This is a genomic window from Paenibacillus sp. MAEPY2, from assembly GCF_000499205.1.
Taxonomy (GTDB): domain Bacteria; phylum Bacillota; class Bacilli; order Paenibacillales; family Paenibacillaceae; genus Paenibacillus; species Paenibacillus vandeheii.
Window position 1 is genome coordinate 1 of the sequence record NZ_AWUK01000031.1, and the last position, 16504, is coordinate 16504.

Annotated in this window: 17 protein-coding genes; 11 read left to right on the top strand and 6 right to left on the bottom strand. The window is 46.7% G+C overall.

Annotated features, from left to right (window positions below; all coding sequences use genetic code 11):
- Positions 1-132: 132 nt before the first annotated feature.
- The 3 genes from P364_RS0123090 to P364_RS0123100 all read left to right on the top strand — a co-directional run bounded on the left by P364_RS0123090 (position 133) and on the right by P364_RS0123100 (position 3020).
- Positions 133-579 carry a helix-turn-helix domain-containing protein gene (locus tag P364_RS0123090; protein WP_024632420.1) on the top strand — a complete coding sequence of 149 codons (447 nt, stop codon included), beginning with the start codon at positions 133-135 and terminating at the stop codon, positions 577-579.
- Between the two features lie 42 nt (positions 580-621).
- Positions 622-1029 (top strand): ImmA/IrrE family metallo-endopeptidase, encoded by a 408-nt coding sequence (locus P364_RS0123095; RefSeq protein WP_024632421.1) that lies wholly within the window; start codon positions 622-624, stop codon positions 1027-1029.
- Between the two features lie 191 nt (positions 1030-1220).
- Positions 1221-3020 carry a 5'-nucleotidase C-terminal domain-containing protein gene (locus P364_RS0123100; protein WP_024632422.1) on the top strand — a complete coding sequence of 600 codons (1800 nt, stop codon included), beginning with the start codon at positions 1221-1223 and terminating at the stop codon, positions 3018-3020.
- Between the two features lie 620 nt (positions 3021-3640).
- Here P364_RS0123100 and P364_RS0123105 read toward each other — a convergent pair.
- Positions 3641-5422: a proline--tRNA ligase gene (locus P364_RS0123105; protein ID WP_024632423.1), complete on the bottom strand. Its 1782-nt coding sequence runs from the start codon at positions 5420-5422 to the stop codon at positions 3641-3643.
- A gap of 527 nt (positions 5423-5949) precedes the next feature.
- Here P364_RS0123105 and P364_RS0123110 point away from each other — a divergent pair.
- Positions 5950-6621, top strand: a complete 672-nt coding sequence (locus P364_RS0123110; protein ID WP_024632424.1) for a 3'-5' exonuclease — start codon at positions 5950-5952, stop codon at positions 6619-6621.
- 54 nt (positions 6622-6675) lie between these two features.
- On the opposite strand, the gene P364_RS0123115 is transcribed toward P364_RS0123110, so the two are convergent.
- From P364_RS0123115 to P364_RS37880, 3 genes are all read right to left on the bottom strand, one after another.
- The gene (locus tag P364_RS0123115) at positions 6676-7641 is read right to left on the bottom strand and encodes a helix-turn-helix transcriptional regulator (RefSeq protein ID WP_024632425.1); all 966 of its coding nucleotides are present in this window, start codon (positions 7639-7641) and stop codon (positions 6676-6678) included.
- A gap of 161 nt (positions 7642-7802) precedes the next feature.
- Positions 7803-8507, bottom strand: a complete 705-nt coding sequence (locus P364_RS0123120; protein WP_024632426.1) for a hypothetical protein — start codon at positions 8505-8507, stop codon at positions 7803-7805.
- Between the two features lie 207 nt (positions 8508-8714).
- Positions 8715-8882, bottom strand: a complete 168-nt coding sequence (locus P364_RS37880; RefSeq protein WP_173405244.1) for a hypothetical protein — start codon at positions 8880-8882, stop codon at positions 8715-8717.
- 337 nt (positions 8883-9219) lie between these two features.
- Here P364_RS37880 and P364_RS0123135 point away from each other — a divergent pair, with 337 nt between their 5' ends.
- The 6 genes from P364_RS0123135 (at position 9220) to queF (ending at position 13353) form a co-directional block, all read left to right on the top strand.
- Positions 9220-9675: a hypothetical protein gene (locus P364_RS0123135; protein ID WP_024632428.1), complete on the top strand. Its 456-nt coding sequence runs from the start codon at positions 9220-9222 to the stop codon at positions 9673-9675.
- A gap of 18 nt (positions 9676-9693) precedes the next feature.
- Positions 9694-10398 (top strand): AIM24 family protein, encoded by a 705-nt coding sequence (locus P364_RS0123140; protein WP_024632429.1) that lies wholly within the window; start codon positions 9694-9696, stop codon positions 10396-10398.
- A 323-nt stretch (positions 10399-10721) separates the two neighbouring features.
- Complete coding sequence (gene queC, locus P364_RS0123145; protein ID WP_024632430.1) at positions 10722-11408, top strand: 7-cyano-7-deazaguanine synthase QueC; 687 nt, start codon at positions 10722-10724, stop codon at positions 11406-11408.
- Complete coding sequence (queD, locus tag P364_RS0123150; protein WP_024632431.1) at positions 11408-11899, top strand: 6-carboxytetrahydropterin synthase QueD; 492 nt, start codon at positions 11408-11410, stop codon at positions 11897-11899. Before queC ends, queD begins: the two co-directional genes overlap by 1 nt.
- Positions 11900-12026: 127 nt before the next feature.
- Positions 12027-12737, top strand: coding sequence for a 7-carboxy-7-deazaguanine synthase QueE (gene queE, locus P364_RS0123155; protein WP_052016735.1), 711 nt, complete (start codon positions 12027-12029; stop codon positions 12735-12737).
- 124 nt (positions 12738-12861) lie between these two features.
- Positions 12862-13353 carry a preQ(1) synthase gene (queF, locus tag P364_RS0123160; protein ID WP_024632433.1) on the top strand — a complete coding sequence of 164 codons (492 nt, stop codon included), beginning with the start codon at positions 12862-12864 and terminating at the stop codon, positions 13351-13353.
- 143 nt (positions 13354-13496) lie between these two features.
- On the opposite strand, the gene P364_RS0123165 is transcribed toward queF, so the two are convergent.
- Entirely contained in the window at positions 13497-13709 is a 213-nt protein-coding gene (locus P364_RS0123165) for a hypothetical protein (RefSeq protein ID WP_024632434.1), read from the bottom strand.
- A 217-nt stretch (positions 13710-13926) separates the two neighbouring features.
- Between P364_RS0123165 and P364_RS0123170 the strand changes: the two genes are divergently transcribed.
- Positions 13927-15195 (top strand): MFS transporter, encoded by a 1269-nt coding sequence (locus P364_RS0123170; protein ID WP_036664443.1) that lies wholly within the window; start codon positions 13927-13929, stop codon positions 15193-15195.
- Between the two features lie 263 nt (positions 15196-15458).
- Here P364_RS0123170 and P364_RS0123175 read toward each other — a convergent pair whose 3' ends face one another.
- The gene (locus tag P364_RS0123175) at positions 15459-16307 is read right to left on the bottom strand and encodes an EcsC family protein (RefSeq protein ID WP_029881237.1); all 849 of its coding nucleotides are present in this window, start codon (positions 16305-16307) and stop codon (positions 15459-15461) included.
- Positions 16308-16504 lie beyond the last annotated feature (197 nt).

Consider the following 16504-nt stretch of genomic DNA (forward strand, 5'->3'; position numbering starts at 1 on the left):
AAATCTGGGGATAACAGCGATCGAAAGAACGATCCGAATCCGGAACGGGCTTAGAGTCGCATCTACCTCCCCCGTCCAACTGTCTTCTTAATAATTTTTAATACACTTGTACGAATCAAAGGAGTGGCATGAATGGTGGAGCACGCTTTTGGTCCTTATCTGAAACAACTGCGCGAGCAACAGGGATACAGCATCAATCAACTCGCCGAAGCAGCAGGAATCAGCAATTCGCAAATTTCACGCATTGAGAATGGGGTTCGCGGTGTTCCCAAGCCCGCCACCATCCGCAAAATCTCGGACGCACTCTCGGTTCCTTACGCGGATATGATGAAGCAAGCCGGGTATCTTGAAGTCTCAAATACAGCAATCGAGCTGCAGGAAGCTCCGGAATGGGCAACGTACAAGGACCGTCGGGACTTCAAAAAGATGCTGGAGGACGAGGATGATCTCATGTTTGACGGCATCCCGCTGGATGATGAGGACAAGAAACGAATCAAGGATGTCCTGACAGGTCTGTTCTGGGAAGCCAAGCAGATGAACAAACGCAAAAAAACGAATGATCCAGACGAGCGCCCATGAAGCATTTCAAGCTGAATAAACTAAAGCAGCAGGTGAGATGATATGGATGACATTGTAACAAAACTGATTCGAAAACACCGGACCAACTGCCCTTTCAGCATTGCCAGAGCCATTGGAATACAGATCCGGTTCGCCAACCTGGGTAAGTCTACCAAAGGACTGTATTTCCGCAAGCTCCGTCGCAGATTTATCGTCATTCACAATGATTTACCGCCGGAATGGCAGCGTTTCGTGTGTGCCCATGAGCTTGGACATGACCGATTGCACAAAGGCATAAACCGGTTCTTTCTGGAGGAACACTCCTATTTTGCACCAGGCAAGCTGGAAAGACAGGCCAATCGTTTTGCCATACAGCTACTCACTTCCGGATTAAGGCCTGAGCCGGATGAATCACTGGAGAAATTTTGTTTACGTACAGGACTGCCACGTGAAGTGCAGCATTTTTTTTAGTCTTTTCAAGAATATATGTTCCTTATAAGTCAATTCATCTCTTAATCTTCCACTATTAAAATCAGATGTCACTTTCAGGTTACCTATTTTTACACTAATCACGAGATTTCCTAATAATAGTCTGGTAAAATACAACATGAGTTGTGCAAACGCTCACGAGATTATTATTTTTTGGGGGGTTACTGATTCATATGAAAATCTGGAAGACTTACGTTTCACTTGTGCTAACGCTCTGTCTGTTATTTGGCAGTGTAGGCTTCGCCTCTGCTGCAACAGATACGACTTCGGGCACAGGTAAGCACATTACTATTCTACATACGAATGACATGCACGCACGCGCAGTTGAGTCCTCACCTGCGATGGGTTTCGCCAAGGTTGCTGGAATTGCGGACAAATACCGTAGCGAAAACCCAAACACCCTTCTACTGGATGCCGGAGATGCAGTGCATGGTACAACCTTTGCTACGCTCGTTAACGGTGAGAGCATTGTCAAAGTCATGAACGAAATGGGCTATCAGGCCATCGTTCCAGGCAACCATGAATTCAACTACGGTTCCAAGCGTTTGCTTGAACTGGCGGATATGATGAATTTTCCAATGATCAGTGCCAATGTGAAGAAAAAAGACGGTACTCGTCTGTTTGAACCTTATCTTATTAAAGAGGTAGATGGCGTGAAGATTGGTATTATTGCCCTCTCCACACCAGAAACGATGTACAAAACGAACCCGAAAAATATGGAAGGTCTGGACATTACAGACCCATCTGCGGAAGCTAAAGTGCTCGTAAACGAAATTCGCAACAAAGTCGATGTTGTTGTGGTATTGGGACACCTTGGACAAGACGCGTCCAGCACCGATACTAGCCTCAAAGTTGTGAAAGAAGTGCCTGGCATTGATGTATTCATCGATGGTCATAGCCATACGGTTCTGCAAGATGGACTTATATCCGATAACGGAACACTGATCGCCAGCGCCGGTGAGTATACTAACTTTGTAGGTGTTATCGACCTGTGGGTTGACGGCGGTAAAGTAACCAAAAAACAAGCAACATTGATTGATGAAATCGAAGCAAAAGACATCAAACCGAATGAGAAAGTAGCCGCATTGGTGAATTCCATTCAGAAAGAACAAGAACCTATTCTGAAAGAAGAAGTAGCCAATACAGCGATTCTGCTGGACGGCAAACGTGAACAAGTACGTGCAGGTGAAACTAACCTGGGTGACCTGCTGGCAGATGCCATCCGTGACGTCAGCAAAGCTGATATCGCACTCACAAACGGTGGCGGTATTCGTTCTTCCATTGAAAAAGGTATCGTAACCAAAGGCGACGTAATCACTGTACTTCCTTTTGGTAATCAGGTTGTAACACTTGAAGTAAAAGGCTCTGATGTACTTGCAGCCCTTGAAAACGGTGTAGGATCTTATCCAGAACCAAGCGGTGGATTCCCGCAAGTATCCGGCATGACATTCAGTATTGATTCTTCCGCAGCAAAAGGCAGCCGTGTACATTCCGTCATGATCGGCGATAAAGCCCTTGACCCGAAAGCAACGTATACGCTGGCTACAAATGATTTCACTGCTGTTGGTGGTGACGAGTACACTATGTTCGCAAAATACGCAACGTCAGGCATGTACGGTGCTATGGATGAAGCGTTGATCGGATACATGCAAAAACTGGGCGCTGTTGATATCAAAACAGACGGCCGAATCAAGGAAGCAAAAGCTCCTGCGGTTGAACCGGAAGCTCCAGTAACCGAACCACCAGCACCAACTACACCGAAACCAGAGACACCAAAACCAGAAACACCGTCGAAACCGACACCAAGCAAACCAGCTCCAGCCAAAGTGCATGTTGTTAAATCCGGAGATTCCCTGTACTCCATCTCCAAACAATACGGTACAACTTGGCAAGCTCTGCAAAAGCTGAATAAAATCAAAAATCCACACTGGATCTATCCAGGTCAACAATTGAAACTGCCTGCAGCCTCTTAAGATCATCAGAGAAAAACAGCTCGAACCGATGATCTCCAGGATGCGACAGAATCAGAAATAGTTGTACCCATCAATCCATTCCAAAGAAAGGGTGTCCCTCAAGCCATAATCGGCTGATGGACACCCTTTTCTAATTAACAATTACTTCACTCCATGGTTAATCTGCTGAGTTGTACAATCCATGTCTACATGAATATAGCTTTGCTGCAAAAATAAATCTCTTGATTCACTTTGAGAAATCACTTCATCCCTTGTCCCCGACCATGGACTATAGAAGAAATCTCTATAATTGCCACTCTCATGCGGATATTTCACATTTGAATCGACATATTTATCGTCCATGATTTGCATATTTGCACATGTATGCTTTGCCAACACACCATATCTGTAGCTCTTATGAACAGACTTACTGTATACAGAATACAATTTTTCAAATTCTAGTTACTTGGTATGACAATACGCAAATATTGTTGATTCCTTATGTGACTATAGCCCTCTTTTTAGCGCTTTACTCCGTTACATAACCACAAGCAACTCGTATCGCATAATATCCGGACCTATTATAGATCGTTCTATTATATAGAGACACGTAGCACAGTTCCATAAGGATGGCTATTTTTTTAATTCCGGACTATAAGCTGTTCTTTCACCTGACTTACAGCCTCTTGTGCCGTCAGACTGATTCGTTTGGATTCACCTTGGACTGCAAGAACGTGTGATCCAAATTCCACTTGTCCTTCTGCCGCACCCCGACCAATTACAATCTGGACAGGCAATCCGATCAATTCCGAATCCTTGAACTTCACTCCTGGGCGTTCATCACGATCATCGACCAATACACTGTATCCGGCATCTGTAAGTTGTTGTTCCAGCTGCAGCGTAAGCTCGCGCTGCTGCTCATCCTTCCAACTCATTGGAATCAGATGTACATGATAAGGTGCGACAGCTGCTGGCCAACGGATACCATCTTCTCCGGCATATTGTTCAGCAATAGCCGCCATCAGACGAGACACACCGATACCGTAACAACCCATTACTGGTGCACACTGCCGTCCATTGCGATCCAGGAAGGATGCTCCCATGGCGTCACTGTACTTGGTTCCCAGTTTAAAGATATGCCCCACTTCGATTCCTTTTGTGAATACAAGCGATTCTCCACAGGTTGGGCAGCCGTCACCTTCAGCAGCGAAACGAATTCGATCTACTTTGTCCAAAGTAAAGTCTATACCCGGACGTACATTCGAATAGTGTACATCGACTTCATTCGCTCCTGTAATTGCATGTTCCATAACAGCGACATCCGCATCCACTACAATCGGCAGATCCAGTCCAATCGGACCCAGGAAACCTACAGTTAATTTCGGATGAACTGCAAGTGCAGTTTCATCAGCCAGGATCAGCTCCTCTACACCTAGTACCTGCTTCAGAGCGATATCATTCACTTCATGATCCCCACGAACAAGTGCAGCGATTAGTTGACCATCCGCTTGATAAAGAAGCGTTTTGATCATATGCCGAGCGTCCTCACCCACAAAGGCGCTTAGCTCATTGATCGTTCGTACCCCTGGAGTTTCGATACGAACCAGTGTGTCCCCTTCAGTATTCCCATCTGCTTTATCGACTGTTTTGGGGTCAGTAGAAGTATCAGCTGGTCCTGCATGATTAGCAGAAGATTCAGAAGTCTGATATCCTGCCTTCTCCAGATTTGCGGCATATCCACAATGTTTGCAGGTTACGATCGTATCTTCTCCCACATCGGCAAGTGCCATAAACTCATGGGTCTCTCCCTGACCACCAATGGTGCCTGCATCGGCTTCCACGCGAATATATTCCAGTCCACAACGCTCCAAAATGCGCGAGTATGCGGTATTCATGGCCTGATAGGTGCGATCCAGCTCTTCCCAATCGGATGCAAAAGAGTACGCATCCTTCATGATGAACTCCCGTCCCCGCAGTAATCCGAATCTTGGACGACGTTCATCTCTGAATTTGGTTCCAATCTGATAAAGTGTAAACGGCAGCTTCCGATAAGAATTAACCTCGTCACGAGCCAGTGCAGTTACGACTTCTTCATGGGTTGGACCCAGGGCGAATTCTCGTGCATGGCGATCCTTCAGACGCATCAGCTCAGGACCATACTGTGTATATCTTCCGGATTCCTCCCATAGCTCAGCAGGCTGCATGATTGGCAGCAATACTTCCTGACATCCTGCACGGTCCATTTCTTCCCGAACGATACGCTCGACATTCAGCAAGATACGACGTCCCAAGGGCAGATAACTGTATATTCCTGCTGCGAGTTGGCGAATCATGCCAGAGCGCAGTAACCAGCGATGTCCTGCTGCATCTGCCTCTGCTGGTGCTTCACGTAATGTTGGAACAAGCATTTCACTTTGACGCATCTTGTCACACCCCTTACCTTCTATTCGTTATTGTGAATCAGGTTATAAACAGCAAAAAGACACATCCGTCAAGGGACGAATGTGTCGTGGTACCACCCTTATTTAACTGCATTTTGCCGGCTGACCTGCCATTCAATCAACAGGGCATTTGCCATAACCGGTTCCCCGTTTGCAACCTGTGCCAAACGTGAACTTACAGTCCTTCAGGGCATAACGGGCCCATCCGGCGGAGGGTACAGACCGATTGGGCCTTCTCCTCCGCAGCTCGCGAGGTAGGAATAACGAAACAGCAACAGAAACCTTGCACTAGGCGGTTTCCTCTCTGCAGAAGCTGGCTAACGTCATTATGTCCTCGTTGATCGCTGTTATCATTTTGATCACCATAGTGTATTTACAAGAAATTGTCAACCATACGGTTGACAGCTTTACGTTAAAATGAATTCCTGAGCGATGGCTGACATGGCCGTTCGTTCCCTGTAATATAGAGAAATAGAAAACATGTATTAATTGATAAAGGAGTTTGTCCTATGCCATATATTATTTACGATCTTGAATTCACGGTAAGTCGCAATACACGTTACTCTTCTGAAATTATAGATATCGGTGCCGTCAAAGTAACGGAAGGTGAGAACGGCCTGTGCGTATCAGACACGTTCCATACGTATGTTCGTCCATCCAATAAATCGGTGCTGTCCGCCGATACAATTCAATTTACGGGTATTACGCAGAAAGATATCGACGCATCTCCCCTTTTTCCGGAAGCGCTGAATCAATTTATTGCCTGGATGGGAAGTGAATCCTATTACATGTGTTCCTGGGGACCGGATGACCGCACCAAACTGATCTCTCATTGTCGAACGCATCAGCTTGATGTCGCCTGGATCACCAATCACAATGATCTTCAGCAGCAATGGTCGCGCACAGTGCGCAAAGAAGGGAAATTCCGTCAGCTTGGACTTGCTCAGGCTCTTGAGCTGTGCGGTATTGAATTCGATGGAACCCAGCATCGCGCTTTGGATGATGCTATTAATACAGCCAAAGTATTCATGCATCAATTTGACCAGTTCAACCTGGAAACCAATTGCGCAGCAGATGATGAAGGCATCACGTCCAAAGTGGTCTATTCGAGCAGTACAGAAGACGATGACAACGATTCCCCTTTTGGTAACCTGGCACACCTGTTCAAGACCAAAGAGTAACTGCATATAACGTATGTTGAACTAAGACGAACCAGCCATGAGCAACATAGAAGTTCAGTTGTAGATCTCCCTCCAGCGCTCCAGACGTTCTTTCATAATGAGGCGGCATTTCTCAGGTTCCAGAATTTCGGCATCGGGTCCATATTGAGACAGCCAGGTTAGAAAACCTTGCTCATCACTCAATATGGCCTCAAACAACAATGTGCCTTCCGGTTCAATCGTCAAGATGGGGCGTGCAAAAAACTGCTCCTGCATGACACGCTCTACAGCGTGCGGCGAAAATCTGATTTTGAATGCAGTCCACTCCGTACTGCTGCCAAGTTCCCGTGGCGTACGGAAGTGAGATTGTAAAAGGTAATCATCTTTGCGGAACGTGCGTGGCAAAATCCGAACCCTGTGCAAACGATTCACTTGAAATAATGTCAGTTTCTCTGACAGGTGACAATACGCCAACAGATCAAATCGGTATTCACGCGGAATAAGACAGTAGGGATCCATTCGCACAATCCCCTTTTTACCTTGAGACAGATATTCTCCTTCAATAGTGTTCTGGGAAATTCCAGCCTGAAGCAACATCACCAATGAATGATTCAGAAGTTCGGTACTTTCATTCTGCCATGCAGAAGTACCCACTTTGAACATCCCGCTAATTTGCTCAGACCATTCCACTCGCTCTGTTTTGTTTTTCTGACTCGAAGCAACCACTTTCTCATACGCGCTCTCAAAAGCAGGCTTCAGCAACGGACGAATATTCTCCATGACTTCTGCCAGGTGCATAAAGGCTTGAGCTTCATCATCAGACCAATTCAGCGGATACATGGCAAAATGGCTGATAAACATGTATCCTCTCCCGTGTCCCATATTGGCGATGGGGATATGCATTGCACTGAGGGCCTCCATGTCGCGGTATATCGTCCTTTCCGTTGTCTCGCACCGCTCGGCAAGCTCACGGGCCAGAATGCCCGGCTTGGCCTGCACAAGAGTTATAATGCGCATTAATCGGATCAGTCGGTCTGTCATTTTGCCGGACCCTCCACGATGTTGTTTCAATAAATTCGATACAACTCCATCCATTTTTTATTATTATGTTGTTTAGTACATTCGACTTATTCCCTGACTTCACCTTCAAAAAATTATGTAGAAACATTCCTGGCCCTACCATCATCACTAGTTCTTTATCCCTATTCACCTAACATCGTTTTTCCGCGATTATGAGCCATGGAATTAAAAGTAATCCCGTAGTGGTACCGAAGTTTTTCCACAATTTCGGCTTCCGTATAATAATCCAGATCCTGTTTACGAGCTGCTTCAATTAACAAAGCATCTGCGTGACGACGCAGCAGATCACTGCCCTCTTGTGTACGACCTCTTTCATAAGCGCGCAAAGCTTGTTTAATCAGAGGAACGGTTTCGTTCAATTTGATCGTCTTCTCTACCTTAGGATCTTCCGGCTGGCGCAGCATGCCCAGATGACTTGTGTACTGAATATACAACTGTTCTCTGCGCAGCAGCACTCTTTGGCTTTGTTTCAACTTTCGTGTACTCCAATAAGCTGAACAAACGGCACTTTTCCCAGATACACGAGGTCCCATGGCGAATTCGAGCAATATTTGTTTACTCTCGCCCTTGTATACATCTCCGAGTCTTAGAACCCAACCGATATCCGTTTCTTTGGAACGACAGCCATAGATGCCCTTGAGCTGAATTCCAAATTCCGGTTTGAGCAAAAGTTCCAAGTCTCTCGACACAATTTTGGGTGCTATTTTCCTGAGTCTTTTGGCAGGGGCTCCGTTACGCCACTCTACCATCATATATACGGGGTCGGCTCCCCCTGTCGGTATGGCCTCTCTATTCCACGAATAAGATACTTCAAAGACTGAGTTCACTGGTAGTCTCTCCCCCGATTTATATGTATTATCTTCTAACTTATCAGGGTAAATGGACACTATATTGTCACGGAACATATGTTCGCAGGAAATTTTTCCATAATATTAGTTTTTCCTCCCTAAATCCGTGTAATTACGACAATAAACGACGAAAAAGCTTGGCAGTATGCCAAGCTTTTAGACCACTTTTATATGACAAGTCCTAACTTAAATCGCAGATGGATTCATTCCCATTTTGTGTAATTTTTGTACAGATTCAGGTTCTGTGATGGGAGCATAAGTAATACTGTCGATAATCAATTCACGCCCGATGGGCTCACCATTTACAGTGATCATAATCGTTTTGGTCGTTGCAGCTTGTTCAGTTGTGTACATATATTTCTACTCCTTCGTATTCACGATCTTTATAAAAATCGGATATATTGTTTTCGCTCATTAAATTGCTAATTTCGTTAATATGAATAGCTGCACCCGGAACTGAAGTAAAGGTATGATGTCAAGACCGTCCGGAGTGCTGCCCTGTCCTTCTATTACCCTGTCGCTCTTAAAATTAAACAAATGCGCATGTATTGATTTATTCTCATACAGGGTAATTAAAACTACATCCTCTTGAACCCATTGTCCCGGTTTTGACGTATAATGTAAGAGCCGTATTTCAACAAATGACGACGAAATCGGCAAACGATTATGTAACCGAAAGAAGGTGCCATACATGCCAAAACCCATTCAGGGTTATTTCATTCGGGTGTTATTCACCACATGTGTATTGTTTACTGTTTCTTTGACTTCTACAGTCAGTGCAGCGAATGCCAATATATTTTCCGATATCTATAGTGGATGGGAACGGGTCTCCGAGCTTCCTGGAGAAGTAAACGCTTTGCAGGAAAGCTACAAACAGACGCTGGAGCAATTAAATCAGACTTCTGCCCAATTGGGACAAGCTCAGGCTAATGTGGAAGCATTCAAGGCACAGAACGAGTTGCTGCTGGCGCAAAACGAGAAACTGACCGATATGGTAAGCAAATTGCAAAATGATCAGGATGCCAAAACAGCAACTGCCAAACGTATTCAGACGATGATTATCACAGCCGTTTCTCTCATATTGGGATACTTTATTCTGATTCGGGTGATGCGCTGGGGAATGCGTCGCCGTTCAGGCCGAGTATAAAAGGACAGGAGCAACCGCATGCACATACACCTGAACAATACCGAAGCTGGCGGAGCCGGACAAGTAGTTACGTTCTCACTGATCCAGGACGACCGCCTGCATATTTTACACCCCCAGCAAATTGTCGCTTTTCGCGGCCCAAGCAGCAGTCGCAATGATAAATTCATGAATATTACGGGGATATATCGCAAAAAAAAGCTGATCAAATCCGAAATTACCGGTCCTTGTCAATTTGTGGCCGCCCTGCCTCCCGGATTCACCATGAAGGAAGTTGAATTGAGTGAGAATAGCGATCTGCTGTACGACTTCCGCCACCTTTTTTTCTATTCCGATGGCGTAACGATGCATACCAAGATTCAGAAAATCAAAAACATGCTGATCACCCGGGACGCAGTCAAAATGAAATTTTCCGGCGAAGGCAAAATCGGATTGCTGACACAAGGTCAGGTCTGCCAGCAGGAACTGCACCCTACTGCACCCCTCTACGTGGATGCGGGCAGTATTATCGCTTATCCCGAGAACGCGCAGCTTGAACTTACCGTGTATGGGAATCACCTTGCCAGCCAGCATATGAACTATCATTGGAAGATGACGGGGCATGGCTCGGTACTCTTTCAGGCTGGCCGTGAAAATCATCGACTGGAACAGGATATGAACGATGAAGGCTTATTTAAGCGAATATTGAAGGAAGTCATTCCTTTTGGAAATGTATTAATTAAATAAGTGCAGATATGCTCACCATAATAAAATTGTGTTATACTGTACCGGACAATTGAAGAAGAAAATCCATGCCTGTGGCATGGGAGAGGTTCGCGAACTCCCTCTATAAGACTCGACCTTCATTAAGGTTAATGTGGTCTTGCGTACATTTTAGGTAACAACGTACGTAAAAAACTAAGGACACTAGATCGTGCCTGCTTTTTTGAAGCAGTCTACGAGAAGGTGTGTTTTTTGATGGATGCCAGTTCATGAACTTCTCTGTTCTTCCGACACTCTGTGCCTATGCGCATGGATTGATCTTAAGAAGATGGAGAGGTTTTTTTATGTTGAACGAAGAAAAAGCAGTCGTTGTATTCAGCGGCGGTCAGGACAGTACGACTTGTTTGTTCTGGGCCAAACAGCAATTCGCCGAGGTTGAGGTGGTTACCTTCGATTACGGACAGCGCCACAAGCTGGAGATTGAATGCGCCGCAGAGATCGCTCGCGATCTGGGTGTACAGCAAACGGTACTGGACATGAGTTTGTTAAACCAACTCGCTCCCAATGCACTCACCCGTACAGATGTGGAGATTACGCATGAAGAAGGCGAATTACCGAGTACGTTTGTCGATGGGCGGAATCTGCTGTTCCTCAGCTTTGCGGCCATTATGGCGAAGCAAAAAGGGGCTCGTCACCTCGTCACCGGTGTATGCGAAACGGATTTCAGCGGTTACCCGGATTGTCGGGATTCATTTGTGAAATCGATGAATGTTACGCTGAACCTGTCCATGGACTACCCGTTTGTCATTCACACCCCACTGATGTGGTTAGACAAAGCCCAGACGTGGAAAATGGCGGATGATCTCGGTGCCTTCGATTATGTGCGTGAACGTACACTAACCTGTTATAACGGGATCATCGGCGATGGCTGCGGTGAATGTCCTGCCTGCAAACTGCGCAAAGCCGGACTGGATCGCTATCTGGAGCAACGCACCGATTCTGCTTATGTTGGAAATGTAGGAGCGGACGTATGATGAGAGAACCGGGAACCTTCCGTATTGTGGAGCGATTGCAGCGGATCGGGGAAGATATCCTTCCTGCACAGCTTCGCTATCATCGCAAACGCGTGCTTGTGAGCAAGGAGTTTACGTTTGACGCGGCACATCACCTGCATTGTTATGAAGGCAAGTGCAAGAACTTGCACGGGCATACCTATAAAGTTGTTTTTGGCATTAGCGGTTATCCAGGTGAGACCGGGCTGACAGTTGATTTTGGACATATCAAAGAGATATGGAAAACAGAAATTGAAGGATATCTGGATCATCAGTATTTGAACGAAACCCTTCCTCTCATGAACACAACAGCTGAAAATATGGTCGTATGGTTGTTCGAGCAGATGGAACATGCCTTGCAGACCGAACCGTATGCTGCACTGACCGAGGGTGGTCGAACGGAGTTTGTCCGCTTATACGAGACGCCAACCAGCTACGCCGAGGCAAGACGGGAGTGGATGATCGATGAGTAGTGTTGGATTACGCAATCTCACAACGTCGACCCTTACCGATCAAACCAATGCTGCTTCTGCGGAGGAATTAGCTGACAACAAACTTCCCCACGGACAAGAAGGAAACAAAGAGGCTCGTATTCCTGTGATGGAGATCTTTGGCCCGACGGTTCAAGGTGAAGGCATGGTCATTGGGCAGAAAACGATGTTCGTCCGCACCGCGGGCTGCGATTATCGCTGCTCCTGGTGCGACTCTGCCTTCACATGGGACGGCAGCGGCAAGGACCTGATCCGGATGATTACGCCGGAGGACGTGTGGAACGAGCTGCGCCGCGTTGGCGGCTCACGCTTCTCTCATGTGACGATTTCCGGCGGCAACCCCGCCCTGCTCGCTTCGCTGGGCGGATTGGTTAAGCTGCTTCGGGAGAACGGCATCCGCACCGCGGTAGAAACACAGGGCTCCCGGTGGCAGCCTTGGCTGGGGGATATTGACGAAGTCACCGTCTCGCCCAAGCCTCCCAGCTCAGGCATGAACACCGACTGGGCTGTGCTGGATGATCTGATCCACCGACTGGCTGCTGGCCCGGTGGAACGAAGCCATAGTCTGAAGATCGTGATCTTCGATGAGACAGACCTGGATTATGCCCGCCGTGTGCATGCACAGTATCCAGGCACAGATTTATTTTTGCAGACCGGGAACCCGGATGTCACTTCTGCCGATACGCCAGATCTGGCGTCTTCATTGCTTGCCCGTTACGAGTGGCTGATTGATCAAGTTAGTGCATCGGATGATCTGAACGACGTTCGTGTGCTGCCACAGCTGCATACTTTGGTGTGGGGCAACAAACGCGGCGTCTGATGGACTTTATGGGTGGAATGGGCGGCATGATGTAATTTTGAGAACATACAAAGGCTATGAAGGGCCTATCATATATACCGGTAAGCTTCGTGCGTCGCCGGAAATAAGGAGCGTTTACGAACCGATGAGACAACCTGATGAAATGCAAGATTTGACGCTGCTGGGCAACCAGGGCGTAAAATATACGTTTGAATATGATCCAGGCATTCTAGAGAATTTCGATAACAAGCATCCGTACCGTGATTATTTTGTCAAATTCAACTGCCCGGAGTTCACCAGCCTGTGCCCGATTACGGGGCAGCCGGACTTTGCAACCATTTATATCAGCTACATCCCTGATGTAAAAATGGTAGAGAGCAAGTCACTTAAGCTGTACCTGTTCAGCTTCCGCAACCATGGAGATTTCCACGAGGATTGTGTGAACATCATTATGAACGACTTGATTAAGCTGATGGACCCACGCTACATTGAAGTGTGGGGCAAATTTACGCCGCGCGGCGGCATCTCCATCGACCCGTACACGAACTATGGCAAGCCGGGTACGAAGTACGAGCAGATGGCCGATCACCGCATGATGAATCATGATATGTATCCGGAGACGATTGATAATCGTTAAATTGGCAGTTACATCTACCCTCATATATGAAATAAAATCATAGAGCGCACAAAAGCCGAACTCTTCTATTTGAAGAAATTCGGCTTTTGTTTTTAGTATGGAAACGGAGCGTTTCCAATCAATCGTATGATTTGAACTCGCGTTCAAGTGTTATGATCTCGCTTCAGTTCTTTGACTTTTTTGATGTAATGTCTCAGCATAAGTGCACCAATAGATTGAACAACCACAAAAAATCCGATAGCAAAATATAGAGACGTCGAAGCAACATATATAGTCAGAAAAGTCATGACTGCCATAAATAGAATGGTCATCGCCAAATTGCGTTTGGCAAGAACATATGGCGCTAGCGATTTCATAGTGATCAGTCCTTTATCATTTCTGATTTAGTAGAACTTTAATAGTGAAATCAGTAGAGTATATCAAGATTTTACATTATATAGAGTACGTTAATTTCTTCTGTTCCCCTTGTCGCCCCTGCAAATCTGTCCTATTATGTAACAATATGCTTAGGCACATCACATCATCAGGCGCTGATCCCTCGTGACCGCGACCAAAGGAGAACTGTACATGTCCATGCAAAATTCATTACCCAAAGACGCCGCTGCGCGTTCGAAAGCTCCACCCGGATTGGATGCCCAAGGTACCGTTTACCGGATCTTAATTGCCATCAGTCTGGTTCATTTGTTCAACGACTCGATTCAGTCAGTCATTCCAGCTATTTTTCCAATCCTGAAAGACTCCATGCATCTTACATATACGCAGATCGGATGGATTTCGTTCGCTATTAACTTTACTGCGTCCATCATGCAGCCGGTTGTAGGCTGGTTTGCTGATAAAAAACCGACGCCTTCCATCCTGCCCATCGGCATGGGCTTTACGTTTACGGGCATGCTGCTGCTTGCCTTCGCAGATAGTTATATGGCCGTCCTGATCTCCGTTATCTTTGTTGGTCTGGGCTCGGCGGCGTTTCATCCAGAGGGCTCAAGGGTATCCCATATGGCCTCAGGGCCTCGTCGAGGTCTGGCTCAGTCCATCTTTCAGGTCGGTGGTAACGCCGGGCAGTCTCTGGCTCCATTGCTCACCCGATGGATTTTCATCCCGTTTGGGTTGTTCGGTGCCATCGGATTCACAGGGATTGCTGCTGCGGGGATCGCGGTCCAAATCTATATCGCTCGCTGGTATGGACGCATGCTGCAATCGGGAGGGTATTTGCGCAGACAGGCGGCAGCCCGTCGTACACCCAATCCGGCATTGCGTAAAAAGATCGCTGCTGCGATAACCATCTTGATCCTGCTCGTCTTTGTCCGTTCGTGGTATGTCGCTTCGATCGGCAGCTTCTATGCGTTTAACCTGAAGGATACCTTCAACCTGTCCACAGAAGACGCACAGATCTATATCTTCCTGTTCCTGGCTGCCGGGGCACTGGGTACGTTCTTTGGTGGTCCACTGGCGGATCGCTTCGGCAAACGTAACATGATCTTCCTGTCGATGGCCGGAGCCGCTCCACTGGCCCTGCTGCTGCCTTACGCCAATCTGTTCTGGACAGCCGTATTGCTGAGCATTATTGGTTTCATTATGTTGTCCAGCTTCTCAGTGACCGTTGTGTATGCACAAATGCTGATTCCAGGCAAAATCGGCACCGTCTCTGGTCTGATTACTGGCCTGGCATTTGGTATGGGCGGTCTGGGTGCACTCGTGCTGGGGAACTGGATCGACGTGTTCGGTGTATCTCCAGTCATGCAAATGTGCAGCTTCCTGCCACTGATCGGCATCTTCACCTTCCTGCTTCCATCGGATAAGCTGCTGAACCGCTGGGCGGAAGAGAACGGTAGCGAAGAATAATTGTTTTTTAAATGGACCAGATTTAAAAGATCAGTTCCAACAAAATAAGCTGCAATGCTCAATGAAGGGAAATAGAGTTGTTAAACCAGCCGCGTGAAACGTAACGTCAGGTGGTTAACCAACCTCGAAATGTTACCTGTTGTGTGAACGGGATAAAGCCTTGTATCATTAGGCTTTATCCCGTTTTTGTTTTGTCAGCGTTATGGTCAGAATCAGAGCCAAGTGGCTGTGGTAGGTTCACAGCCATTTGGCTCTAATGGACATCATTTTGAAAGGCGTTGAAGAATCAGCCGCTTTTTATATAACATCTTCCCCGCTTCGGCAACATCACGAATCGTATTTTTGTTACTCACCGAACCAAATACCATGCCGGCAATCGGAATGAGCTGGAACAGCTTTTTCCATCCAAACGATTCGCTATAGGAATTAAAAACCTCCCGCCAGCCCTGCATCTGAGAGATAACCTCTACCTGCTTGTCCGGATTATCGTAATCGGAAAGTTCATCAATAATCGCTTTCTTGCCCACAATATCAGCGGAGGAGAATTGCAGACATTTGACGATAAATATACGCTCTTGAGGCTCGTCGGGATCATATCCATAGCATAGCGCCATCTCCTGCAGCACCTTTAGGGAGAGTCCCATCACGATCGGTATATCTGCTGCAATCGTTATAATGCCGCCAATACCTGTTGCAGCGCCTTGTGCGGCAGCAAACTTGGTTCGACTATCCGTAATGCGATCAGCAGTGCGATCCAGCACTTCAAGGGGCAAGCCTTCCACGCTGTGGATCTTCGCCGTATCTTCTGCTTCTACATCCTGTTCCATGTGTTCATGTTCGTCCTTCATGGCATAACCCGATCTGGCGGCTTCCTCTTGAAGCAGCTTGGCCACTTTCTTTTTCTGAACGAGAAATCTCCCGCCATTCTGCACATACTGACCAACTTCGTTCAGCGAGTCTCCAATCTTCTGTTTCAGCGCTTTAGGCATCACTTTATCCAGCATGGCAAATGGCAAACGACCAATTTTGTCCCAAATAAACAAGTCCTTCTGCCCTTTTTCCCATTTTAAAATCTGTTCCAGCTCCCGGTCCAATGTCTCGCGTGAATCCATATATGGCCTCCTAATATTATGTGTATAGTGAATTGTATACTCCTCATACGCAGAGTTCGAGGGATGGTTGCTTCGATGTAAATGTAGATGTAAATCTAAGATAATCATCTTCATGGCTTCATACACAATGTGTGCATAAATAAGAGCCCTTAATCAGCGTTATTCGCTAACTAAGGGCTCTTCCTATCCAAAACTTC